At 67.4% G+C, this 21,870-nt stretch carries 22 protein-coding genes; 16 read left to right on the top strand and 6 right to left on the bottom strand.

The window, feature by feature from the left end; all coding sequences use genetic code 11:
- Positions 1 to 556 precede the first annotated feature (556 nt).
- Positions 557 to 1,435, bottom strand: a complete 879-nt coding sequence (locus FEK34_RS29070) for an SDR family oxidoreductase (RefSeq protein ID WP_249359715.1) — start codon at positions 1,433 to 1,435, stop codon at positions 557 to 559.
- Between the two features lie 150 nt (positions 1,436 to 1,585).
- Between FEK34_RS29070 and FEK34_RS29065 the strand changes: the two genes are divergently transcribed.
- Complete coding sequence (locus tag FEK34_RS29065) at positions 1,586 to 2,578, top strand: LLM class flavin-dependent oxidoreductase (protein WP_138453116.1); 993 nt, start codon at positions 1,586 to 1,588, stop codon at positions 2,576 to 2,578.
- A gap of 226 nt (positions 2,579 to 2,804) precedes the next feature.
- On the opposite strand, the gene FEK34_RS29060 is transcribed toward FEK34_RS29065, so the two are convergent.
- The 3 genes from FEK34_RS29060 to FEK34_RS29050 all read right to left on the bottom strand — a co-directional run bounded on the left by FEK34_RS29060 (position 2,805) and on the right by FEK34_RS29050 (position 4,605).
- Positions 2,805 to 3,671 carry an alpha/beta fold hydrolase gene (locus tag FEK34_RS29060; protein WP_138453114.1) on the bottom strand — a complete coding sequence of 289 codons (867 nt, stop codon included), beginning with the start codon at positions 3,669 to 3,671 and terminating at the stop codon, positions 2,805 to 2,807.
- A 149-nt stretch (positions 3,672 to 3,820) separates the two neighbouring features.
- Positions 3,821 to 4,192 (bottom strand): hypothetical protein, encoded by a 372-nt coding sequence (locus FEK34_RS29055; RefSeq protein WP_138453112.1) that lies wholly within the window; start codon positions 4,190 to 4,192, stop codon positions 3,821 to 3,823.
- Positions 4,189 to 4,605: a MaoC family dehydratase gene (locus FEK34_RS29050; RefSeq protein ID WP_138453110.1), complete on the bottom strand. Its 417-nt coding sequence runs from the start codon at positions 4,603 to 4,605 to the stop codon at positions 4,189 to 4,191. The genes FEK34_RS29055 and FEK34_RS29050 overlap by 4 nt, the downstream gene beginning before the upstream one ends.
- Positions 4,606 to 4,768: 163 nt before the next feature.
- Between FEK34_RS29050 and FEK34_RS29045 the strand changes: the two genes are divergently transcribed.
- The 8 genes from FEK34_RS29045 to FEK34_RS29010 all read left to right on the top strand — a co-directional run bounded on the left by FEK34_RS29045 (position 4,769) and on the right by FEK34_RS29010 (position 12,497).
- Positions 4,769 to 5,638 (top strand): SDR family oxidoreductase, encoded by an 870-nt coding sequence (locus tag FEK34_RS29045; protein ID WP_171048468.1) that lies wholly within the window; start codon positions 4,769 to 4,771, stop codon positions 5,636 to 5,638.
- A gap of 3 nt (positions 5,639 to 5,641) precedes the next feature.
- Positions 5,642 to 5,989: a hypothetical protein gene (locus FEK34_RS29040; protein WP_138453108.1), complete on the top strand. Its 348-nt coding sequence runs from the start codon at positions 5,642 to 5,644 to the stop codon at positions 5,987 to 5,989.
- Positions 5,982 to 6,710, top strand: a complete 729-nt coding sequence (locus tag FEK34_RS29035; protein WP_138453106.1) for a Dabb family protein — start codon at positions 5,982 to 5,984, stop codon at positions 6,708 to 6,710. Before FEK34_RS29040 ends, FEK34_RS29035 begins: the two co-directional genes overlap by 8 nt.
- 316 nt (positions 6,711 to 7,026) lie before the next feature.
- On the top strand, positions 7,027 to 8,196 hold the full coding sequence (locus tag FEK34_RS29030; protein ID WP_249359714.1) for a Rieske 2Fe-2S domain-containing protein: 1,170 nt from the start codon (positions 7,027 to 7,029) through the stop codon (positions 8,194 to 8,196).
- Between the two features lie 34 nt (positions 8,197 to 8,230).
- Entirely contained in the window at positions 8,231 to 9,409 is a 1,179-nt protein-coding gene (locus FEK34_RS29025) for an acyl-CoA dehydrogenase family protein (protein ID WP_138453104.1), read from the top strand.
- Positions 9,410 to 9,437: 28 nt separating this feature from the next.
- Positions 9,438 to 10,343 carry a biphenyl-2,3-diol 1,2-dioxygenase gene (bphC, locus tag FEK34_RS29020; RefSeq protein ID WP_036536158.1) on the top strand — a complete coding sequence of 302 codons (906 nt, stop codon included), beginning with the start codon at positions 9,438 to 9,440 and terminating at the stop codon, positions 10,341 to 10,343.
- 188 nt (positions 10,344 to 10,531) lie between these two features.
- The gene (locus FEK34_RS29015) at positions 10,532 to 11,386 is read left to right on the top strand and encodes an IclR family transcriptional regulator (RefSeq protein WP_138453102.1); all 855 of its coding nucleotides are present in this window, start codon (positions 10,532 to 10,534) and stop codon (positions 11,384 to 11,386) included.
- 163 nt (positions 11,387 to 11,549) lie between these two features.
- Positions 11,550 to 12,497 (top strand): alpha/beta hydrolase, encoded by a 948-nt coding sequence (locus FEK34_RS29010; RefSeq protein ID WP_138453100.1) that lies wholly within the window; start codon positions 11,550 to 11,552, stop codon positions 12,495 to 12,497.
- Positions 12,498 to 12,554: 57 nt separating this feature from the next.
- Here FEK34_RS29010 and FEK34_RS29005 read toward each other — a convergent pair whose 3' ends face one another.
- Positions 12,555 to 13,175: a PadR family transcriptional regulator gene (locus FEK34_RS29005; RefSeq protein ID WP_249358516.1), complete on the bottom strand. Its 621-nt coding sequence runs from the start codon at positions 13,173 to 13,175 to the stop codon at positions 12,555 to 12,557.
- 195 nt (positions 13,176 to 13,370) lie between these two features.
- Here FEK34_RS29005 and FEK34_RS29000 point away from each other — a divergent pair, with 195 nt between their 5' ends.
- Positions 13,371 to 13,877, top strand: coding sequence for a flavin reductase family protein (locus FEK34_RS29000; RefSeq protein ID WP_138453098.1), 507 nt, complete (start codon positions 13,371 to 13,373; stop codon positions 13,875 to 13,877).
- A 68-nt stretch (positions 13,878 to 13,945) separates the two neighbouring features.
- On the opposite strand, the gene FEK34_RS28995 is transcribed toward FEK34_RS29000, so the two are convergent.
- Entirely contained in the window at positions 13,946 to 15,577 is a 1,632-nt protein-coding gene (locus tag FEK34_RS28995) for a flavin-containing monooxygenase (protein WP_138453096.1), read from the bottom strand.
- A gap of 220 nt (positions 15,578 to 15,797) precedes the next feature.
- On the opposite strand from FEK34_RS28995, the gene FEK34_RS28990 reads away from it, so the two are divergent.
- The 6 genes from FEK34_RS28990 (at position 15,798) to FEK34_RS28965 (ending at position 21,771) form a co-directional block, all read left to right on the top strand.
- Complete coding sequence (locus FEK34_RS28990) at positions 15,798 to 17,333, top strand: FAD-binding protein (protein ID WP_138453125.1); 1,536 nt, start codon at positions 15,798 to 15,800, stop codon at positions 17,331 to 17,333.
- Positions 17,334 to 17,366: 33 nt separating this feature from the next.
- Positions 17,367 to 17,738 carry a nuclear transport factor 2 family protein gene (locus tag FEK34_RS28985; protein ID WP_138453094.1) on the top strand — a complete coding sequence of 124 codons (372 nt, stop codon included), beginning with the start codon at positions 17,367 to 17,369 and terminating at the stop codon, positions 17,736 to 17,738.
- 48 nt (positions 17,739 to 17,786) lie between these two features.
- Entirely contained in the window at positions 17,787 to 18,044 is a 258-nt protein-coding gene (locus FEK34_RS28980; RefSeq protein WP_138453092.1) for a hypothetical protein, read from the top strand.
- A gap of 26 nt (positions 18,045 to 18,070) precedes the next feature.
- Positions 18,071 to 18,862, top strand: coding sequence for an SDR family NAD(P)-dependent oxidoreductase (locus FEK34_RS28975; RefSeq protein WP_138453090.1), 792 nt, complete (start codon positions 18,071 to 18,073; stop codon positions 18,860 to 18,862).
- A 319-nt stretch (positions 18,863 to 19,181) separates the two neighbouring features.
- The gene (locus FEK34_RS28970) at positions 19,182 to 20,681 is read left to right on the top strand and encodes an MFS transporter (protein WP_138453088.1); all 1,500 of its coding nucleotides are present in this window, start codon (positions 19,182 to 19,184) and stop codon (positions 20,679 to 20,681) included.
- A 226-nt stretch (positions 20,682 to 20,907) separates the two neighbouring features.
- On the top strand, positions 20,908 to 21,771 hold the full coding sequence (locus FEK34_RS28965) for an alpha/beta fold hydrolase (RefSeq protein WP_138453086.1): 864 nt from the start codon (positions 20,908 to 20,910) through the stop codon (positions 21,769 to 21,771).
- Positions 21,772 to 21,870: the final 99 nt, after the last annotated feature.

Here is a 21,870-nt window from a genome sequence, read left to right as displayed (position 1 = left end):
GAAGGGCGCAATCAAAAGTATCTAAACTAGAGTCCGAAAACCCAGCAAAACCGAACACCAGCAAAAATTGCTGACATTCAAAATGTCCGACCCGCAACACACGGGGGTATGAGGGGCCGGAACCAATACAATAATTGGCACTGACATTCATCGACACACTATTGAGTTCTCAAAGAACACACGCACACACATCCGACCCGGCTTTTCGACCAGGGGCTTCAGTGAGGCAGGGTTCCTAGCTTACCGATCAGTGGCTCAGAGTCAAATCCGCTCTTCGACCGGCTTGTCAGGCGCTCCTCGTCCTACCTCGTTTCCCAGGCCCTCGGGGCTCCGGGTCGGTGTCCGTGTCGCTCTGACCTGGAATAAGTTACGCGGCGGCGAACGCTTCGTCAAATCCCCTGGTCGCGTTGGCATTTGCGCAGGTCAGCGGGTGCGAGCCGTGCCCGTCCGACGGCTCGGATCACACGAATGTGACCCAGGCCATCAAGATCAATTTCGTGGATCACCGAACACCCTGCGATGAGGTCCGCGCACCGGGGGTTCCGCCGGGTGAAACTCAGATGCCCATTCGCCAGATCAGGGTGTCCACCGCACGGGGTGACACGGTGCCGATCGCCTGCAACAGGCGTCCGTAGCGCGGATAGAGCTCGACGGGACGGGTGCGGATGGCGGTGAGGATCCAGTCGGCGGCCGCCTCGGCCGACAGCGCGGGCGCCGCCTCGTACTTGGCGGTCGGGGCGATCATCTCCGTGCGCACCAGCGGGTAGCCGATGGTGGTGACGTGCACGCCCTGCGGCCGCGTCTCCGCGCCGAGGCTGCGCCCGAACGCGCCGAGCGCGGCCTTGGACGCGTGGTAGGCGGTGAACATCGGCATCGATCCGGCGGCGACTCCCCAGGTCGCGATGTTGATGATGTGCCCGTCGCGGGCCGCGAGCATCGAGGGCAGCAGCGCCATGGTGAGCCGGGTGGCGCCGAAGTAGTTCAGGGCCATGGTGCGTTCGTAGTCGTGGAAGCGGTCGGTGGCATCGCCGGCGCGGCGGCGGATCGAACGGCCGGCATTGTTGATGAGCACGTCCACCTTGCCCACTTCGGCGCCGACCTGTTCGGCGAGCGCGTCGACCGCGGCACCGTCGGACAGGTCGCACACCAGCGCCTCGGCCTTTCCGCCGGCGGCGCGGACGGCATCGCGGACCTCGCACAGGGCCTGCTCCCCACGCGCCACCAGCACGAGGTTCGCGCCGTGTGCGCCGAGTTTGTGCGCCGCGACCTTGCCCACTCCCGATGACGCGCCGGTGAGCAGGACGGTCTTTCCCGCGATGCTTTCCTCGCCGCCCGATCGCAACAGTGAGGTGAGCGTCCGCACCAGCGCGGGCGGGTTGAGAAGGGCCGTTCCTGCACGTCCGGTTGCCATCGGAGTCCTCTCGGTGGTCGGCATCCACGATCCTAGCGAATTGACCATACCGTAATTTACCCACTGGTAAGTTATTGCGTCCCGCAGGCGCACGAGGTCGCGTTCGTGAGCCAGGCGAAATACCGGAACCGGGTCGGGCGTTCGGAAGGAGGAACGCGATCGCGAAGGAGCCCCATGATCAACGTCCCGCTCTCCGTGCTGGATCTGGCGCCTGTACAGGAAGGCTTTACCGCCGGTGACGGTCTCGCTGCCACCACCGAACTGGCGCGGCGGACCGAGGCGATGGGGTATGCGCGGTTCTGGGTCGCCGAGCATCACAACATGCCGGGGATCGCCAGCGCCGCGCCGAGTGTGTTGCTAGCGCATCTGGCCGCGGCGACCTCGCGGATTCGGGTCGGCTCCGGCGGGGTGATGCTGCCCAACCACGCGCCGCTGGTGGTCGCCGAACAGTTCGGGACGCTGCACGCATTGCATCCCGGGCGCATCGACCTCGGCATCGGGCGGGCACCGGGGACGGATCAGGCGACGGCCCTGGCCCTGCGCCGGACCAAGGACGGGCTGTCGGCGGAATCGTTCCCGCAAGAACTGGCCGCGCTGCTCGCCTATTTCCGTGGCACCAGCCCGGACGGTATCGCCGCGACTCCCGGCCAGGACGACGAACCGGAGATCTGGCTGCTCGGATCCAGCGGCTACAGCGCGCAGGTGGCGGCGATCCTCGGCGTGCGTTTCGCGTTCGCTCATCACATCAGCCCGAACAACACGGTGGCGGCGCTCGAGCTGTATCGCGAGAATTTCCGTCCGTCCGAGCAGCTGGAGCGCCCGCATGCGATGGTGGCCGCGGCGGCGATCTGCGCCGATACCGACGAGCAGGCCGAACTGCTGTCGCGTCCACGGGAACTGGCCTTCTTGAATCTGATGTCCGGCCGTCCCCGCCGGTTGCCGACCCCGGAGGAAGCCGCCGACTTCCCCGCCAACGATCGCGAACGCCATTTCGCCGCCCAGCGCCGCGCCGGGCAGCTGCTCGGGTCGCCCGAGACGGTGCGCCGCCAGCTGACCGGGCTCATCGAACAGACCCGCGCCGACGAGATCATGCTGAACACCCTGGTCTACGACATCGAGGCCCGGGCCCGGTCGTTCGAGTTGATTCGCAAGCTGACCGAGGACTGAGCTACGACTCGGGTCATGCCGCTGACCGCTGTGCGCGGGTCAGCGACCCTTTGCCCCGGGAATCACGCCCCGGCAGCCGGCGACCGTGCCCAGCCGAGGCTCCGCGAAGGCTGCGAGCTCCAGCAGCAAGAAGTTGCGACTCCTACGCCGAAGTACCGCCCTCGAATCGGCCGCTTCCGTCGGCACCGTCCCGGCGGCCATAGGTCGACGGCCGGACAGCCCCCGATCAGCGGCCGGCGCTCTCTTCCCGCCGCTTCGACACGGTGACCGGAACATGCTCGTCCAAGAACGCGCGCACGATCGAGGTGACCTCGTCCGGACGTTCGAGCATCGGGACGTGGCCGCTTCGGGCGAGGAATTCCGCTCGGGTCGGGCGCAGCCGCTGATTCAATTCTCGGCCGGCCTCGGCACTCAGCACCCGGTTCTCCTCGCCCCAGATGGTGCACACCGGCGGCATCGCCGCGCGGTCGGCGTCGGACCACTCATCCAGTGCCGCATAGGATTTCAAATCCTTGACCAGGCCGAGCAGGGCGCGCGGCGGCCAGCACGCGATATCGTCGACGGTCGCGCGCTCGGCGGCGAAACGCTGTCCGTCGGAGAACCACAAGCGCACGGTCGCGGCGACCGACCAGCGGGGCAGGGTGAGTGCACGCACCGCCTGGACACCGAGGGACGGTGTGTGTCGCGCGAGACGGGCCAGTGGACCGAGATCGCCTGCGAGGGCGGTGGATTCGGTGAGTGGGTTGCAGGCGACGACGGCGTCGATCAGGCCGGGTGAACGCCGCGCGACGGTGAGTCCGGTGGCCGAGCCGAGGCAGTTGCCGACGACGGCTGCCGAGGCTATCCCCCGGTTCCGGAGGAACTGTTCGAGCATGTCGGCGTAGCGGTCGAGGGTGTAGCCGTCGGCGGGGCGGCCGGATTGCCCGTAGCCGAACAGATCGAGTGCGTACACGTGCCGGTCGCGCGCGAGCGCCTCGATTTGCGCCCGCCAGATGACGTGCGAGGAACCCGCGTTGTGCAGCAGGACGACAGCAGGCCCGCTGCCGCGTTCCAGGTAGGCGATGCGGGTGGTTTCGAACTCGAACCGTTGCATCGGTGCTCCTCGGCTGCCCGGGACGGGAACTGGGCGGTTCCGTCAGTGCACGGTACAGCCGAGATCAAGCGTTTCCGGTCGCGTTCGGGTGAACGTGCCGCTGCTCCAGCCGCTCGCCGCAGGACCAAGGCTCGGCCTGCTCGATCGGATCATTCGCAGACGAACGTCGCCCATGCCCGGGCGGCGACGCGTCCATCCTGGTCGGTGCCGACGAGCGTGACGTCCACGCAGGTTTCACCATCCAGAACGTAGTGCTGCACGACGTATCCCGAGCAGGTGAGCGTGTCCCCCGGCCACAGTGGGCGGGCGCAGCGAGTACGGAACCGGCGTACGGTTTCGCTGCCGAGCCAGTCGGTGGCGTAGGTGGCCAGCAGCGCGGCGGCGAGTGGGCCGGCCGACGCGGTGAACGACGGTGCGTGATCGGAGGTCTCACCGGCGAGCACTTGTGTCGCGCTCGCGTACTTCGCGAAGTCGGCGTCGGTGAGCGGGCCGAACGAGGTGGTGGGGGCGGTCGCGGTCATGCGGACTCCTGCGCGACGGGACGGGTGCCGGTCATCCAGGATTCGGCGACGAGGCGGCCGGTGCGGTCGAAGTACTGGGTGACCATCTCGATCATGGTCACCGGGGTGCCGTGGTCGTCGTCCGCCTCGTAGACGCGTTGGATGCGCGATTGGGCGGTGAGCCGTTCGCCGGCGCGCGGCGGTGGGCCGAAGAACCGATGGTCCTGCTCGATCGGGATGCCCGGCCAGTTCTCGATCGCCGGCTCGCCCGCCGCGGCGATCCGGGCCGGCAGGAAGGTCGGCGCGACAACCGGTTCCGTGGCAGGGGTACTCGCGCGCGACAGCGTCGCGGCGTTGAACGCGCGGATGTCGTCCGCCTCCAGGTCGATGTCGAGCCGGGTCCCGGCCGCACCGATCGTCGCAACGTGCACCATCGCCACATCCTTCCTTCGATCCTGCGGCAACGGTAGAGCCGGTCACCGCCGCCCGACCGGCGCTGTTCCACTGATCGGGAACGGTGTGCGCCGCGGCCCGATCGGCCGCCGACCATCGCAGGAGGACGGCGTCTCGACGCGCGCCGCCACGGTGAGGAGTGCGATGAGGAGTACGACCGGACGAGTCCGCGGCAAGGTGGCCGTGGTGACGGGAGCCGCCAACGGCACGGGGCGAACGCACGTGCGCCGGTTGCGGGCCGAAGGCGCGGATGTGGTCGCCATCGACCTTCCTGGAAGCTCGTTCGAGGACGAACCGGCCGAGGTCGGCACGCTCACCGCCCATGACGGCACGCTCACCGCCGAGCCTCGCGTACTCACCGCCGAGGCCCGCATACTCACCGCCGAGGCTCGCGTACTCACCGCCGAGGCGGATGTCCGCGACCTCGCCGCGCTCGAGCGGGCTGCCGAGTCGGCGGTCCGCGCTTTCGGCCGCGTCGACATCCTGATCTCCAATGCCGGGCTGTGCGATACGCCGGGCGCGGCGGCCGGAATCGAGGACGCCACGTGGCGGCGGTCCCTCGATATCAACCTGACCGGTGCCTGGAATACCTTGCGGGCCTTCGGTTCCCATCTGTCCGATGGCGCGTCGGTGGTGATCATCGGTTCCACGTCCGGCGTGCGCGGGGATCCGGTGCGTGCCCATTACTCGGCGGCGAAACATGGCGTGGTGGGGCTCGCCCGCACGGCGGCGGCGGAGTGGGGCAGGCGGTCGATCCGGGTCAACACGGTGCATCCCGGAGCCGTCGGTGGGCGACCGCTGAGCCCGGAGGCGATCGCGCGATTGTGCCCGGACATCGAGCGCCCGACCTCCGCCGACGCCGAAGCTGTATTGGCGCGGCGACATCTGATTCCCGTTCCGTGGGTGGACCCGGAGGACGTCAGTAATGCCGTGCTGTTCCTGGCCTCCGACGAATCCCGCTACATCACCGGCACCGAACTCGTCGTCGATGCCGGGTTCACGCAGAAAGGGTGAGAGATGGACAGTGCGCCGATCTACATCGTCGATGAAATGGTCGCCCCACCCGGGCACGGTCACGCATTCCTCGACCGCTACCTGCGCGAGTACGCGCCCGGCGCGCGTGAGCGCGGGCTCGAACTGGACCGGGTGCTGGTGAGTCCGCCGGTGTGGTTGGCCGAGCAATCGAACACGATCACCGTCAGCTGGACCGTGCGCGGCGCGCAGCAGTGGTGGAATCAGCGGCTCGCCGCGAGCCGCGATCCACAGGTTGCCCAGTGGTGGCGGACTGCCGACGAGATGCTCGTCAGCCGGCGCAGGACCACCGGCTGCGCCTACGACGATGTGGAGGCTGTGACCGATGTCTGAGGTGGTGCACCTCGTTCACCTGAGCGATCCGGAACGCAGCGCCGAGCTCGCCGCGCAGCTGCGCGGTCTGGTAGCGCCACACCTGCGCCGATCACTCGTCACGACGACGCTGCCGGGCGGGATCGACGCCGGAGATCTGATCGTGCGGCTCGGTTTCGCGGACGAGGCCGAGCGGCAGTCTGCGGAGAAGACCGTCGGCCGGTGGTTGAGCGAATCGTTCGTCGACAGGGTCGAGACGGCAACCTTTACCGCCGCTCCGCAGCGCGAGCGGCCACCGGCAACAGGTGGACCACCACTGTCCGCAGCCGCCGCGCACGCCGCACCACACGCGCGACATCAGACAGCGCCGTCACTCTCGACACCCCGGCCCGCCGGACATGCCGAACCTGCGCGCATCTATCGGGCCCTGCTCGCCGCGGTCGACCCGGCGACCGACCCGGCACAGGTGGCGCAGTTCGAATCCGAAACCGCCGCCATGCCCGACTACATCCACGCCATCGGCGCGTCCCAGCTGAGCCGCGTCGACGGCGGCACCGGCTGGACGCACGTCTGGGAGCAGGAATTCACCGATCTCAACGGCCTCACCGGGCCCTACATGACCCACCCGTACCACTGGGCGCACATCGACCGCTGGTTCGATCCCGAACGCGGCACCAAAATCGTGACGCGCCTGTGCCACAGCTTCGGCGCCCTCGACACCGCCGTGCTGTCCGCACCGTGATCGCCCGCACCTATCACTGCCCTAGCCCCACCGCGTCCGCCCGCCCGCAGCGGTCGCTGTCGCCCCTCCCATCGCGACCATCCGCTCGCCCGCCACAGCCGGATGACCCGCCGGCCGCCACCGCCACCGCGCCCGCGCGTCCACGCCGCGGATACCGCACCATCACCACCGCGCCCGCTCACCGGGAGCCGCACAGCCTGCAGTTTCACCGCCGACGAAACCTGTCCGCTGACCGGGAGGACGACGTCCGCGAGCCGCCGAGCAGGTCCACTATTTGACTCAGATCACAGTCATCCGGTGGAACATGGAGGTTTCGATGCCGGGTCTATCACCGAACGGCTCAGCCCAGAGCACGGACGAATTCAGGACGATCGAGGCCGCGGCGGCGCCCACCCGGTTCGCCCGCGGCTGGCATTGCCTCGGCCTGCTGAAGTCCTTCCAGGACGGCAAACCACACGAGATCAAGGCGTTCGGCACCACGCTGGTGGTCTTCCAGTCCGAGTCCGACGGCAAACTGAACGTGCTCGACGCGTTCTGCCGTCACATGGGCGGCAACCTCGCCCACGGCACCGTCAAGGGCGATTCGATCGCCTGCCCGTTCCACGACTGGCGCTGGGGCGGCAACGGCCGCTGCACCGGTATCCCCTACGCGCGCCGGGTGCCGCCGCTGGCCAAGACCCGCTCCTGGCCGACGCTCGAGCGCAACGGCCAGCTCTACGTCTGGCACGATCCGCAGGGCAGCAAGCCCACCGATGAGGTGACCATCCCCGAGATCGAGGGATACGGCAGCCCGGAGTGGACCGACTGGACCTGGAATTCGATGCTGATCGAGGGCTCACACTGCCGCGAGATCGTCGACAACGTCGTGGATATGGCGCACTTCTTCTATGTGCACTACGCCTTCCCGCGGTATTTCAAGAACGTCTTCGAGGGCCATGTCGCCACCCAGTACATGCGCTCGACGCCGCGCCAGGACATCGAGGTCGGCACCAACTACGACGACCCGAACTCCACCCTCCGTTCGGACGCTTCGTATTTCGGCCCGTCGTACATGATCGACTGGCTGTGGAGCGAGGCCAACGGCATGACGATCGAGACGGTGCTGATCAACTGCCACTACCCCGTCACGGAGAACTCGTTCGTGCTCCAGTACGGCGCGATGGTGAAGAAGCCGCAGGGCATGTCCGATGAGGACGCCAACGCGATGGCCGCGCAGTTCGCCCGCGGTGTCGAGGTCGGGTTCGAGCAGGACGTGGCGATCTGGAAGAACAAGGCGCCCATCGACAATCCGCTGCTATCGGAGGAAGACGGGCCGGTGTATCAGCTGCGCCGCTGGTACAAGCAGTTCTACGTCGACGTCGAAGACATCACCGACGACATGACCAAGCGGTTCGAGTTCGAGATCGATACCGAGCGCGCCGTCACGAGCTGGGAGGCCGAAGTGGCCGACAACATCGCCCGTGGCGCTGTCATCACCACCACCTAATCCGCCCGCGCACACGACAGGAACAACAGCCCCGATGAACAAGGTTCTCGACAACATCACGGCCATCGCCGATCAGCTGCGCGAGCAGTCCCCCGAGGCCGAGCGTCTCGGCCAACTGCCCGACGATACGGCGAAGATGCTGAAGGCGGCGGGCCCGATCAAGCTGCTTCAGCCCAAGAAGTACGGCGGCTTCGAGGCGCACCCACGCGATTTCGCCGAAACCGTCATGGCCGCGGCCGCGCTGGACCCGGCGACCGGCTGGATCTGCGGCATCGTCGGCGTGCACCCGTGGCAGCTGGCCTTCGCCGATCCGAAGGTGCAGGAGGAGGTGTGGGGCGAAGACAACGACACCTGGATGGCTTCGCCGTACGCGCCGACCGGCATCGCCCGCCCGGTGGACGGCGGCTACATCTTCAACGGCCGCTGGCAGTTCAGCTCCGGCACCGACCACTGTGACTGGATCTTCCTCGGCGCCATGCTCGGCGACACCGACGGCAATATCGCCACCCCGCCGACCATGCTGCACATGATCCTGCCGCGCAGCGACTACACGATCGTCGAGGATTCCTGGAATGTGGTGGGGCTCAAGGGCACCGGCTCCAAGGACATCATCGTCAAGGATGCCTTCGTGCCGTCCTACCGGGTGATGAACGGCGATCACGTCATCGACGGCACCGCCCAGAAGGAGTACGGCGTCACCGAGACGCTGTACAAGATGCCGTGGTCGAACATGTTCCCGCTGGGCATCACCTCCGCGGTGATCGGCATCGCCGAGGGCGCGCTGGCCGCTCACCTGGATTACCAGCGCGACCGGGTCGGCGCTCAGGGCACCGCGATCAAGGACGACCCGTACGTGTTGTTCGCGATCAGCGAGGCGGCGGCCGATATCAATGCCGCCCGCCAGGAACTGCTGGCCAATGTCGACAAGATGTGGGATCTGGTGGAGGCGGGCAAGGAGGTCTCCTTCGCCGATCGCGCCGCCGGACGCCGCACCCAGGTGCGGGCGGCGTGGCGCGCGGTGATGGCCGTGGATCAGATCTTCGCCCGGTCCGGCGGTAACGCGCTGCGCATGGACAAGCCGCTGCAGCGGTACTGGCGCGACGCCCACGCCGGCCTCAATCACGCGATCCACGTGCCGAGCACGGTGTTCCACGCGGCCGCGCTCGGCTCGCTCGGGGTGGAACCGCCGCAGCACCTGCGCTCGATGATCTGACCTCGAAATATCACGAAGGACAAGAGAAATGCCTGATATCAAGAGTCTGGGCTACGTCAAGATCCAGACCAACGACATGGACCGCTGGCGCAAATTCGCCTTCGAGGTGCTCGGTTTCGCCGAGGGCAGCGGACCGGATGAGAATGCGCTCTACCTGCGGATGGATGAGCGGGCCGCGCGGATCGTCATCGTGCCGGGCGAGACCGACGAAGTGGTGACCATCGGCTGGGAGGTGCGCGATCACGCCGCGCTGGTGCGCGTGCAGGAGGCGGTGTCGGCGGCCGGCGTCGCGGTCAAGCCGCTGTCGGTCGAGGAGGCCGACGCGCGCCGGGTCGAGGAGGTCATCACCTTCGTCGATCCGACCGGCGCGACCGTCGAGGTCTTCCACGGCGCGGTGCTCGATCACAGCCCGGTGGTGACCCCGTTCGGCGCGAAGTTCGTGACGGGCGCGCAGGGCCTCGGCCATGTCGTGCTGCCGACCATGGATCCCAATGGCGCCTTCGAGTTCTATACCGAGGTGCTCGGGTTCCTGCCGCGCGGTGCCTTCCGCATTCCGGCGCCGCCGGAGTTCGGGCCGGTGCGGATCCGGTTCATGGGTGTCAACGAGCGGCACCACAGCCTGGCGCTGTGCCCGGCTCCGCACGGTGGTGCGCCGGGTCTGGTGCACATCATGGTGGAGGTCGATTCGCTCGACGCGGTGGGCCAGGCGCTGGACCGCGTTGTCAAGGACGGTTTCTCCGTCTCCTCGACGCTGGGCCGGCACACCAACGACAAGATGGTGTCGTTCTACGTGCGCGCGCCCGGCGGCTGGGATATCGAATTCGGCACCGAAGGTATGCGCGTGGACGAAAAGTACTACACCGCAGAGGAAATCACCGCCGACAGCTATTGGGGCCACGATTGGTCCGGTAGCGAGCCGCTGGCCGCGATGTAGTCGCATACCGCTCCCCTCCCCGACCCCGGGGTTTCAGTCGTCACGGCTGAAACCCCGGGGTCGTTGTGATTTACATCACTGTGTCCGATTTGTGTGACAGCGCCCACAAAGACATGGTATGAATAGGCATATGCCTAATAGAAATATCCCGTTGGGCATCAGCTCGTAGACCCCGCAGGGAGGGCCACATGAACACACAGGCCGACGCCGCCACCCCGAGTGCCGTGCTGGACCGCGTCTCGCTGGTCCTGGACGCCTTCGACGGACCGGGCAGGCTCACCCTCGCCCAGATCGTGCGCCGGACCGGGCTGCCCCGGTCCTCGGCGCATCGCATGCTCGAACGCCTGGTGCAATTGCGCTGGCTGCGCCGCGAGGGCCGCGACTACGAGCTGGGCATCCGGCTGGTGGAACTGGGCTCGCTCGCCGTGCACCAGGACCGGCTGCATCGCGCCGCGATGCCGTTCCTGCACGAGCTGTACCGCGCGACCGGGTTCGTGGTGCATCTGGCCGTCCTCGACGGGCCCGACGTGGTCTATCTGGAGAAGATCGGCGGCCGGATGGCGGCGGCGGTGCCGACCCGCATCGGCGGGCGCAGGCCGGCGCACTGTACCGGCGTCGGCAAGGCGATCCTGGCCTACTCCGACGAGGACCGCATTGCCGCACTCGGTGCCGGCGTGCTGAACCGCAGCACCAAGTACTCCATCTCCAACAAGGCGCAGCTGCGTGCCGAGCTGGACAAGGTCCGCGCCCACGGCATCGCCCACGAACGCGAGGAGTCGCTGCCGGGATTCGGTTGCGTGGCGGCGCCCATCGGCAATATCGGCGAGGCCATCGCCGCGGTGTCGGTGTGCGGGCCGGTGGACCGGATGAACTTCGACTATCGCCTCACCGCGCCGGTGCGCACCACCGCGCTGGGCATCTGGCGCAATATCGAGGACGGGATGTCGCGGGTGCATCCGACCTTGCAGCAGTCGCGCCCGCTGCGCGGTGGACCGGCGATGCGGACACCGGCCGCTCCTGTCCGGCCCTTGGAATACGTGTAATCCGCTCCACCACGGCAGGAAATACGCCCGGGCACTGCCCACAACCGGCACGAGCCCGAACCGCGGCACTCGGATTCGCCCGACCGCTGCACCCGTGCCGACTGCCTCTGCTCCAAGCCTTCGCGGTGCGCGGCGCCGCACATCGGGAAAGGCGTTGTGCCTCATGACCACTGACGAAAACACCGAACTCGCCCCCGAAGTCGCGGCACTACTGCCGGTGCTCGATGCCGGGTTCCCCAAGGTCGAGACCATGACCGGGGCGCAAGCGCGAGCGGCGATCCGGGCGCGGTTGCGGCTGCCGGATGAGCCCGAGCGGGTAGGCGAGATCATCGAACGAGATCTGCCATCGGGTGGTGGAGTTCGCGTGTACCGTCCGGCCGCTTCGGCCGATGGACTCGTATCGCTCATCGTGTTCGCGCACGGCGGCGGGTTCGTGTTCTGCGATCTGGACACCCATGACGGGCTGTGCCGGTCGATGGCCAACGGGGTGGGTGCGGTGGTGGTGTCGGTGGATTACCGGCTCGCGCCGGAGCATCGGTGGCCCACCGCGGCCGAGGACGTCTACGCGGCGACGCTGTGGGCTGTCGAGCACGCGCGGGAGTTCGGCGCCGATCCGGCGCGGCTGGCCGTCGCCGGTGACAGTGCGGGCGGCAACCTCGCCGCCGTCGTCGCACTGATGGCCCGTGATCGCGGCGGGCCCGCCATCACGGCGCATGCCCTGCTGTATCCGGTGCTCGCGGCCGACTTCGGCACCGATTCCTACACGCGTTTCGGCGAGGGTTTCTACAACACCCGGGCCGCCATGAGCTGGTACTGGGACCAGTACGTGCCCGATCTCGCCGACCGCACCCATCCGTACGCGAGCCCCGTCGCGGCCGATCTCGCCGGGCTGCCCCCTGCCATCGTGGTCACGGCCGGCTGCGATCCGCTGCGCTCGGAGGGCGACGCCTATGCCCACGCCCTGGCCGAGGCCGGCGTCACGACCGTTCATCGCTGCTACGAAGGCGTCATCCACGGTTTCATGACAATGCCCGTGCTCGAACTGGCCGGGCAGGCCTGCAAGGACGTGTGGGCCGATCTCACGCGACTGACTCGGCTCGACGAGAGCTAACCGTCGCTCACTCCGAACTTTTCGCGCTCGAGCACCGTGCCCGAGCGCGAAAATCGTTCAGTCCTCGACCGTTCCCTCCGATTCCTGCACCCGCTGTTCGACCTCACGCCAGCGTCCCGGCGTCGGATGCGGGTATTCGGACCGGTCGTCGTGCTCGGCCTTCACCAGGATCGAATCGGCCGCGTCGATCTGTTCGATCAGCTCCTGAGCGAGATCGCGTTCGGCCGCGTAATGCCGCTCGGCCCACTGCAAGACGATCTGCGAGTACGCCCAGCCGGGTTCGGATTTGGCTGCGGCGGAATCGATCGCGGCCCGCTTGCGCAGACGGTCGATGTCCTCGATGTGGTCGCGCAGGATCTCCTTGAGCCGCTCCGGCGAACTCAGATGCCCGAACATGATCCGCAGCATCACGTGGTGCTTGAGGACGGGCTTGTCGACCGGCGCCTCATTGCACCACTGGGTCACCGCCGCGCGGCCTTCGTCGGTGATGCGGTAGAGCCTGCGCCCGCGCATGGCATTGTCGCTGTCGACGCGCGAGGTCGCGTAACCGTGCTTTTCGAGCTTCTTCAGCTCCGAGTAGATCTGACTGTGTGAGGGGCTCCAATAGAAGTACCGGATACTCCAGTCGGCCCACTTCTTGAGGTCGTAGCCCGAGATCTCTTCCTCATAGGAGAGCATGGCGAGCACGGCCCAACTGGTCGGCGGGAGATTGACCAGGCCGATTTCCGGTTCACTTGATGCCACCGGCAAATGCTAGCAACCAGGCAAATCACCCGTACCCGCCGAACAACCACTGACCGGGACGGCGCATTGAGACACCCACCGTGCACACTCGATGCTGGAGTTCGACAGATCTTCGGGAGGACCCCACGCATGAGCGCAGACAACATCGTCATCGAACCGGGCTGCCCAGGGCCCGCCGCCCTCCGCAAGGTGCTCGGGCACTTCGCCACCGGTGTCGCGGTGATCGCCGCCCACGACGGCACCCGGCCGCTGGGTTTCACCTGCCAGTCGGTGGTATCGGTGTCGCTGGATCCGCCGTTCGTGTCGTTCTGCCCCGCCAAGACCTCCACCAGCTGGCCGATGCTGCGCTCGGTGGGTTCGCTGTGCATCAACGTGCTGGCCCACGATCAGCGCGACATCTGCCGTCAGTTCGCCGTCAGCGGCGGCGACAAGTTCGCCGGGATCGACTGGACCCACGGCAGCAACGGCGCTCCCGCGATCACCGGCGCACTCGCCCACATCGAGGCGACGCTGGAGTTCGAACACGAGGCGGGCGACCACACCATCGCGCTGGCCCGGGTCACCGAGCTGGCCGCCGACGAGAACGGGCGGCCGCTGCTGTTCTACAAGGGCACCTTCGGCGGCTTCGCCGACTGAACCCCGAAGACGACGAAACGGGTGGTTGGACCGACGAGCCGGTCCAACCACCCGTTTCGTTTCTGCGGTCAGCCCGCCATGACGTCGAAGCCCTTGTATTCGGCGGCCGCCACCTCGGCGATGATCTCGCCGTAGACGCCGAATCCGCCGACGAACGGCATGAACACCCGCGGCTTGCCCGGCACATTCGCCCCCAGATACCACGAGTTCGCGGTGGGCATGAGGGTGCGTGCGGCACGTTCGGCGCATTCGGCCACCCAGGCCTCCACCGCGTCGGGCCTGGCCTCCAGCGCGGTCGCGCCGTTGCGGTCGAGGTACTCGATGGCGCCGGCCACCCAGTCGACGTGCAGCTCCGAATGCAGCACCATGTTCGCCAGCACCGACGGGCTACCGGGCCCGGTCAGGTTGAACAGGTTGGGAAAGCCCGTGACGCCGAGCCCGAGATAGGTTTTCGGGCCGTCGCGCCACGCCTCGTTGAGGGTGCGCCCGTCCCGGCCGACGATGTTCAGCTTGGCCACCGAACCGGTCATCGCGTCGAATCCGGTGGCGAGCACCAGCGCGTCGAGCGGGTAGTAGTCGGCGGTGGTGTGCACGCCGCCGGCATCGATGCGTTCGATGGGGGTGGCGCGCAGGTTCACCAGCTGCACGTTGTCGCGGTTGTAGGTCTGGTAGTAGTTCGTGTCGGTGCAGATGCGTTTGGTGCCGATCGGGTGATCGGTCGGGATCAGCAGTTCGGCGACCTCGGGATCGTCGATCACCGCGCGCACCTTCTCCTCCCAGAACCGGCGCGCAGTGTCGTTGGCCTCGCGGGTCACCATCTGGTCGGGGAAGGTCTTGCTGAACAACACCCCGCCCAGCTCCCACCGCTTCTGGTAGGCCTCGCGCAGCTCCTCCTCCGACACCTCGAGCGCGGATTTCGGATGCGGCTGATGCGGGGAACCGCCCCCGCTGGCCATCGACAGGCGGCGCCGCTCGGCGTAGTTCGCCTTCTGCGCGCGCCGGGTGTCCTCATCGAGCGGCACGTTGCCCGCGGGAACGCTGTAGTTGGGCGTGCGCTGGAAGACGTGCAGCCGGTCGGCCTGTTCGGCGATGCACGGAATCGCCTGGATCCCCGAGGAACCCGTGCCGATCACGCCTACCCGCTGCCCGGTGAAATCGACGCCCTCATGCGGCCACTGCGAGGTGTGCAGGACCGGACCGGCGAAGCTGCCCAGGCCCTCGATGTCGGGGGTGTTCGCATTCGACAGCGGGCCGACCGCCAGCACGACGAACCGCCCCGACACCACCGTGCCGGTGTCGGTGCGCACTTCCCAGCGCAGGGTCGACTCGTCGAGCACCGCATCGGTGACGCGGGCGCCGAACTCGATATCGCGGCGCAGGTCGAAGCGGTCGGCGACGTGGTTCAGATACGCAAGGATCTCGGGCTGGGTGGCGTACTTCTCGCTCCAGTTCCATTCCTGTTGCAGGGCCTCGTCGAAGGAGTACGAATAGTCCACACTCTCGACGTCGCAGCGCGCGCCCGGATAGCGGTTCCAGTACCACACCCCGCCCACCCCGTCGGCGGCCTCGAAGACCCGCACGGTCAGACCCTGCGAGCGGAATTTGTGCAGCGCGTACAGCCCGGCGATGCCCGCACCGACGACCACCACGTCGACGCTGGTCGGGACGGTCTCTACAGACGTTGGCGTCTCGGCGTTCACATGCCTACCTTTCGAAGCAATCTCCAGTTCTCCTGCGACGCTAAGTACTGCGCGGGCCCTTCGAGCAGGCGTTCTCCCGCTGACCGGCACGTTCACCGCAGCCGCCGCCACGTTCCCGGTGACCGGGAGAGCCGCGCCCCGCGGGCAGTTGTTCGACATAGCGTCGACGGTGAGCAAGAGCACAGGAGGACAGGCAGTGGCAGACCCGAAGGCCCACACAGTGGTGGACTGGAACGACGAGGTGGACGTGCTGGTCGCGGGTTCGGGCGGCGGCCTGGCCGGCGCCTACACCGCGGCCCGCGAAGGGCTGACCGTCGCGGTGGTCGAGGCGACCGACAAGTTCGGCGGCACGACCGCGTATTCCGGGGGCGGTGGCATGTGGTTCCCGTGCAATCCGGTGCTGCGCCGCGCGGGCACCGACGACACCATCGAGGACGCGCTCACCTACTACCACGCCGTCGTCGGTGACCGGACCCCGCGCGAACTCCAGGAAACCTACGTCCGCCGCGGCGGCGATCTCATCGAATACCTGGAATCGGATGAGCATTTCGCGTTCGAGATGCTGCCGTGGCCGGACTACTTCGGTAAGGCGCCCAAGGCGCGGTTGGACGGGCAGCGCCACATCATGCCGACCCCGCTGCCCGCCTCCGCGCTGGGCGAGATGCGTGAGCAGCTGCGCGGGCCGCTCGATACCGACCGGCTGGGGGCGCCGCTGCCGGACATGCTGATCGGCGGTCAGGCGTTGATCGGTCGGTTCCTGCTGGCGCTGTCGTCGTATCCGGACGTGCGGCTGTATCTCAATACGCCGCTGGTCGAGCTGGTGGTCGAGGAGGGCGTCGTGGTCGGCGCGATCACCGAACGCGAGGGCGAGCCGTTCGCGATCCGGGCCCGCAAGGGCGTGGTGCTCGCGGCTGGTGGTTTCGAGCAGAACGACGAGCTACGCAAGCATTACGGCGTGCCCGGCGAGGCCCGCGACACCATGGGCCCGTGGGGCAATCAGGGTAAGGCGCACAAGGCGGGTATCGCCGCGGGCGCGGATACCGATCTGATGGATCAGGCCTGGTGGTCGCCGGGTTTGACGCATCCGGACGGGCGTTCGGCGTTCGCGCTGTGGTTCACCGGCGGCATCTTCGTCGGCCAGGACGGCAAACGCTTCGTCAACGAATCCGCGCCCTACGACCGGCTCGGCCGCGACATCATCGGCAAGCTCGACGACGGTTCGCTGGCCCTGCCCTACTGGATGATCTACGACGACAGAGAGGGCGAGGTGCCGCCGGTCAAGGCCACCAACGTCTCGATGGTCGAACCGGAGAAGTATGTGGCGGCCGGGCTGTGGCACACCGCCGACACGCTGCCCGAGCTGGCCGAGAAGATCGGTGTCCCGGCCGAGACGCTGGTTGCCACGGTGCAGCGGTTCAACTCCTTCGTCGAGACCGGCGTCGATCCGGATTTCGGTCGCGGCGACGAGGCCTACGATCGCGCGTTCTCCGGTGGTGAACCGCCGCTGGTGCCGATCGAGCAGGGACCGTTCCACGCCGCCGCGTTCGGCATCTCCGACCTCGGCACCAAGGGCGGGCTGCGCACCGACAGCGCCGCGCGCGTGCTCGGACGCGACGGTGAGCCCATTCCCGGGCTGTACGCGGCCGGCAACACCATGGCGGCCGTCAGCGGCACCGTCTACCCAGGCGGCGGCAACCCGATCGGCGCATCCATGCTGTTCAGCCACCTCGCCGTGCGCGACCTGCTCGGCCACTGACCGTAATCACCCAGAACCCCGGAGGAGCCCTCGATGGCCTCAGCAGACGACATCCGCGCGGCAGTGCGCCGCTACCTCGACACCGTGGCGAACGGCTCCGCGAAGGACATCGCGGCGCTCTACACCGACGACGCCACCGTCGAGGACCCGGTCGGCAGCCCGCCGCACATCGGGCGCGCGGCGATCGAAAAGTTCTACAGCGCATTGGAATCGGTGAAGGTGAGTACCGAACTGCACAACGTCCGCGTCGCGGGCGCGGAGGCCGCGTTCGGATTCCGCGTTATCACCGACACCGGTGAGCAGACCATCGTCATCGAACCCATCGACGTCATGACCTTCGACGAGGACGCGCGGATCACCAGCATGCGCGCGTTCTGGTCGCCCGACGACATCAGCCTCGGCTGAACCGAACACGCCAAGCGCGCCGCCGGTGCGCTGACGAGGAGCATCCAGATGCAAGCGATACAGTGCGGCACATGCGGTAACCGCGTCCTGGTGGAGAAGTTCAGTCCGAGCCACACCAGCGTGCAGTGGCTCGACGAGGCCGAATCGGCCTGCCCGGAATTCGCCCGGCGGGCCGCGCTCGGTGAGCACAGCAAATGGATTCCGACCTGCCCGGCGCTGCGCGATTCGATCGAGGCGGCGGTCGCCAAGGGCGCGTTGGCCACCGACGAACTACGGCACGAACCGGTCCCCGGCCGGATCGGCTGACCCACCCTTTCAGACGAGGAGAATTCATGAAGCGATTGGAAGGCCATCGCACGCTGGTGACCGGCGCGGCCTCAGGGATCGGGCAGGCCACCGCGCTGCGGCTGCTCGATGAAGGTGCCGCGGTCGTCGCGGCCGATGTGTCCGCCGACGGCCTGGCCGCCACCAAGGCCGGCGCCGAGCAACGCGGGACCGCGGACCGGCTCACTACCCTCACCATGGACATCGGCACCGAGCGGTCGGTGATCGACGGTGTGCGGACGGCGGTGGAAACGCTCGGTGGCCTCGATTCGGTGGTGAACGCCGCGGGCATTCTGCGCGCCTCGCATACCGAGCAGACCGGTCTGGATCTGTGGAATCAGATCATCGGCATCAATCTCACCGGTACGTTTCTGGTGGTCCGCGAAGCGCTGCCCGCGCTGCTGGCCAATCCGCGGTCGTCGGTGGTGAATTTCAGCTCCACGTCGGCGGCGTTCGCCCATCCATATATGGCCGCGTATGCGGCGAGCAAGGGCGGAATCCAGTCGTTCACCCACGCGCTCGCGCTGGAATTCGGCGGCAAGGGATTGCGCGCCGTGTGTGTCGCGCCGGGAAGCATCAAATCCGGAATCACCGACGCGACACCGGGTTACGTTCCCGCCGACGCCGATTGGTCGTTGTTCGCGAAACTCTCGCCGGTATTGCCGACACATCTCGAGTCGGGCGGTGCGGGCATGGGTGATCCCACGGCGGTGGCCGGTGTGATCGCCATGCTGGTCTCCGAAGACGGTGCGTTCATCACCGGCACCGAGATCCGGATCGATGGAGGTACGCACGCGTGAGCTGAGCAGGCTCTCATTCTCACGATTTCGTCTTTCCCGCGCACGTAACGGAATTCGCGCTCCCATCGAAGCCCCCGTGGACAGTACTGTCCGCGGGGGTTTCGCCGTTTCCAGCCACGAGCGTGAATTCATCCGATGTGATACACGCGGAAATCGCTGATCATCAAGGGTTTTCAGGTCACCGATCTGTCGATCAGTCATATTCGTCTCCCAGTGGGTGGGATATCGGGCACTGCGACACGCCGGGGGAAAGTGTGATGTCGGTTACGCATTCCGATCGATTCGTCGAATGCGAGAACCACCCCCGAAAGGACCGCTGATGGTCGCTCCCACCCCCACACCCGACATCGCGCAGCGCTGGACCCCGCGCCTGATCTTTTCGCTCGCCTCGATCGTGCTTCTACTGGAAATGCTCGCGGTGAGCTACATGATGATCTCGACGGCACTACCGTCGATCGCCGCGCACTACCAGACCACCCAGGGTGCCTGGCTGCTGACCTCGTTCCTGCTGGTCGGAGCCGTCACCGCGCCGCTGATCGGCAAGCTCGCCGACATGTACGGCAAGCGCAAGGCCCTGCTCGGCTGTGTGACCGTCGCGGCGGCGGGCTCACTGCTGTCGGCCGTCGCCGGTAGCTACGCCGTGCTCATCGCCGGCCGCGCGCTCACCGGCCTGCTGGTGCCCTGCCTGTTCCTGAGCTACTCGCTGATCCGGGACGTGTTCCCGGCCAAGACGATCGCGCTGGCCGTCAGCATCGCGACCAGCGGCATGGGGTTGATCGCGATTCCCGCGCCCTTCCTCACCGGGTGGCTGATCGACAACTTCGGGTGGCGCAGCATCTTCTGGTTCTTCGTCATCGGGCTCGCCGTGCTGGGTGCGCTGATCTTCCTCACCACCGCCGAATCGCCGGTGCGGCTGCGGTCGCGGCTCGATCTGCTCGGCGCGGTACTGCTCGGCGGCGGTATCGCCGGCGTGCTGATCGCGGTGAGCTTCGGACCGACCTGGGGCTGGCGTGACAGTTCGACCCTGGCCTACCTCGCCGGCGGTGTGGTGCTGCTGCTGGCGTGGGCGGGGACCGCGCGGATGATCCGGGAACCGCTGATCGACCTGGACGTGCTCGGGCGCAGGCCGGTGCTGCTCACCACGATCGGCGCCGGACTCTGCTACGGATCGAGCGGGCTGTTCACCATCCTGCTGCCGATGCTGGCCATGACACCGGCTGCGCTCGGGCTCGGCTACGGATTCGGTGTCAGCGCCGAAGGTTTCGCGATCTTCCAGGCGCCGGTGGGTCTGATGGTCGTGGTGGGCGGCGTGCTCGTCGGCCTGCTGGTCGGCCGACGCGATGTGCGTCCCCGCATCCTGATGGCCTCCGGCATGCTGCTGATGGCCGCCGGCTTCACCCTGACCGCCTTCGTGCACGACAGCAAGCCGCTGCTGATCGTCTTCGCCGGCATCTTCGGCACCGGCATGGGCATGGCCTACGCCTCCATCCCGAACCTGCTGATCGAGGCCGTGCCGCCGCAGTTGCAGGCAAGCACCGCCAGCATCGTCGGCGTCTCGCAGAGCGTGTTCCCCGCCGTGCTGCCCGTCATCGCGTTCACGGTCATGAACAACTCCTACATCGCGCCGATCCCGCCGGAAATGACCCAGGGCGCGGTGTTCTACCTCGATCGCGGATACACCATCGCGTTCCTGATCGGCGCCGCCACCGCGGTGATCGGTGCGGTGGTCGCGGTGGCGCTGCCGCGCCGGATCGTCCAGCTGTCCGCGCCGGCGGCGGTGACCGATCCCGGCGAGGAAGGGCTGGTGTTCGCCCACTGAGTGTTTCGGGCCGGGCCGGTCGTGCACGTGCACGGCCGGCTCGTGCTCGTGCTCGTGCACGGATGCGTTCGCTCGGTGCGGAAACGCCGATCGCAGGACGAATGGGCCGGTGCGGGAATAGGTTTTCGGGCAGGGAACGGGGTGCGCCCGCTGAACGGAACAGGGGGGCCGGGATCGGGGGCGGGAGTGGCAACGTGGGGGTGAACGACTGAGATGGAGGTTGGGTATGTCTTCGGACCTGAGTTATGAGGGCACGCTGCGGGAGGTGCGGACCGAGGCGGGGGTGCTGCGGTATCACGAGGCCGGGCAGGGGGCGCCGCTGCTGTTGCTGCACGGGTCAGGGCCGGGGGTGACGGGGTGGCGGAATTTCCGCGGGAATCTCGGGGTGTTCGCCGAGGACTTCCGGTGTTTGATCCTGGAATTTCCCGGTTTCGGGGTGAGTGACGATTTCGGTGGGCATCCGATGGTCACCGCGCTGGAGGCGGTAGGCCGGTTCGTCGACGCGCTCGGGCTCGATCGGGTGGATATCATCGGCAATTCGATGGGTGGCGGGGTGGCGTTGAATTACGCGATCGCGCAACCGAACAAGGTCGGCAAACTGGTGACGATCGGCGGGATCGGCAAGAACATTTTCAGCCCGGGACCGGGTGAGGGCATCAAGCTGCTACAGGAGTTCACCGAGAACCCGACGCGGGCTCGGCTCATCGAATGGCTGCATTCGATGGTGTACGACCCGGCGCTGGTCACCGAGGAACTCATCGAGGAACGCTGGACGCAGGCCACCGATCCGGAAACCCTCGACAGTGCCCGCCGGATGTACAGCAAGGCCGCGTTCACCGCCATGGTGCGCGCGATGGAAGCCTCCGACGCTCCCCCGCCGTGGGCGATGCTGCACAAGGTCAAGGCGCCGACCCTGCTGACCTGGGGTCGCGACGACCGGGTGAGTCCGCTGGATATGGCGTTGATTCCGATGCGCACGATTCCGCGCGCGGAATTGCATGTGTTCCCCAATTGCGGGCATTGGGCGATGATCGAGCAGAAGGAAGCGTTCGAGTCAGCGGTGCGGGCGTTCCTGCTGCGTAAGGAGTGATTCGGCTCCGTAGACAGGATCTGACGCAGTTCGGCCCCATCAGATGATGGGGCCGAACTATTTTGATGCAGAGATCCCGGAGGGCATAAGCGCGGGCGG

It is taken from the genome of Nocardia cyriacigeorgica (genome assembly GCF_005863245.1).
GTDB lineage: Bacteria > Actinomycetota > Actinomycetes > Mycobacteriales > Mycobacteriaceae > Nocardia > Nocardia cyriacigeorgica_C.
The sequence above is the reverse complement of the archived record's forward strand: the minus strand, read 5'-3'. Positions and strand labels throughout refer to the sequence as shown.

Bases quoted from the DNA above. Each gene is read 5' to 3' on its own strand.
- FEK34_RS29070 (WP_249359715.1), bottom strand. From the start codon at position 1,435: ATGCCGACCACCGAGAGGACTCCGATGGCAACCGGACGTGCAGGAACG.
- FEK34_RS29065 (WP_138453116.1), top strand. From the start codon at position 1,586: ATGATCAACGTCCCGCTCTCCGTGCTGGATCTGGCGCCTGTACAGGAA.
- FEK34_RS29060 (WP_138453114.1), bottom strand. From the start codon at position 3,671: ATGCAACGGTTCGAGTTCGAAACCACCCGCATCGCCTACCTGGAACGC.
- FEK34_RS29055 (WP_138453112.1), bottom strand. From the start codon at position 4,192: ATGACCGCGACCGCCCCCACCACCTCGTTCGGCCCGCTCACCGACGCC.
- FEK34_RS29050 (WP_138453110.1), bottom strand. From the start codon at position 4,605: ATGGTGCACGTTGCGACGATCGGTGCGGCCGGGACCCGGCTCGACATC.
- FEK34_RS29045 (WP_171048468.1), top strand. From the start codon at position 4,769: ATGAGGAGTACGACCGGACGAGTCCGCGGCAAGGTGGCCGTGGTGACG.
- FEK34_RS29040 (WP_138453108.1), top strand. From the start codon at position 5,642: ATGGACAGTGCGCCGATCTACATCGTCGATGAAATGGTCGCCCCACCC.
- FEK34_RS29035 (WP_138453106.1), top strand. From the start codon at position 5,982: ATGTCTGAGGTGGTGCACCTCGTTCACCTGAGCGATCCGGAACGCAGC.
- FEK34_RS29030 (WP_249359714.1), top strand. From the start codon at position 7,027: ATGCCGGGTCTATCACCGAACGGCTCAGCCCAGAGCACGGACGAATTC.
- FEK34_RS29025 (WP_138453104.1), top strand. From the start codon at position 8,231: ATGAACAAGGTTCTCGACAACATCACGGCCATCGCCGATCAGCTGCGC.
- bphC (WP_036536158.1), top strand. From the start codon at position 9,438: ATGCCTGATATCAAGAGTCTGGGCTACGTCAAGATCCAGACCAACGAC.
- FEK34_RS29015 (WP_138453102.1), top strand. From the start codon at position 10,532: ATGAACACACAGGCCGACGCCGCCACCCCGAGTGCCGTGCTGGACCGC.
- FEK34_RS29010 (WP_138453100.1), top strand. From the start codon at position 11,550: ATGACCACTGACGAAAACACCGAACTCGCCCCCGAAGTCGCGGCACTA.
- FEK34_RS29005 (WP_249358516.1), bottom strand. From the start codon at position 13,175: ATGCTCTCCTATGAGGAAGAGATCTCGGGCTACGACCTCAAGAAGTGG.
- FEK34_RS29000 (WP_138453098.1), top strand. From the start codon at position 13,371: ATGAGCGCAGACAACATCGTCATCGAACCGGGCTGCCCAGGGCCCGCC.
- FEK34_RS28985 (WP_138453094.1), top strand. From the start codon at position 17,367: ATGGCCTCAGCAGACGACATCCGCGCGGCAGTGCGCCGCTACCTCGAC.
- FEK34_RS28980 (WP_138453092.1), top strand. From the start codon at position 17,787: ATGCAAGCGATACAGTGCGGCACATGCGGTAACCGCGTCCTGGTGGAG.
- FEK34_RS28975 (WP_138453090.1), top strand. From the start codon at position 18,071: ATGAAGCGATTGGAAGGCCATCGCACGCTGGTGACCGGCGCGGCCTCA.
- FEK34_RS28970 (WP_138453088.1), top strand. From the start codon at position 19,182: ATGGTCGCTCCCACCCCCACACCCGACATCGCGCAGCGCTGGACCCCG.
- FEK34_RS28965 (WP_138453086.1), top strand. From the start codon at position 20,908: ATGTCTTCGGACCTGAGTTATGAGGGCACGCTGCGGGAGGTGCGGACC.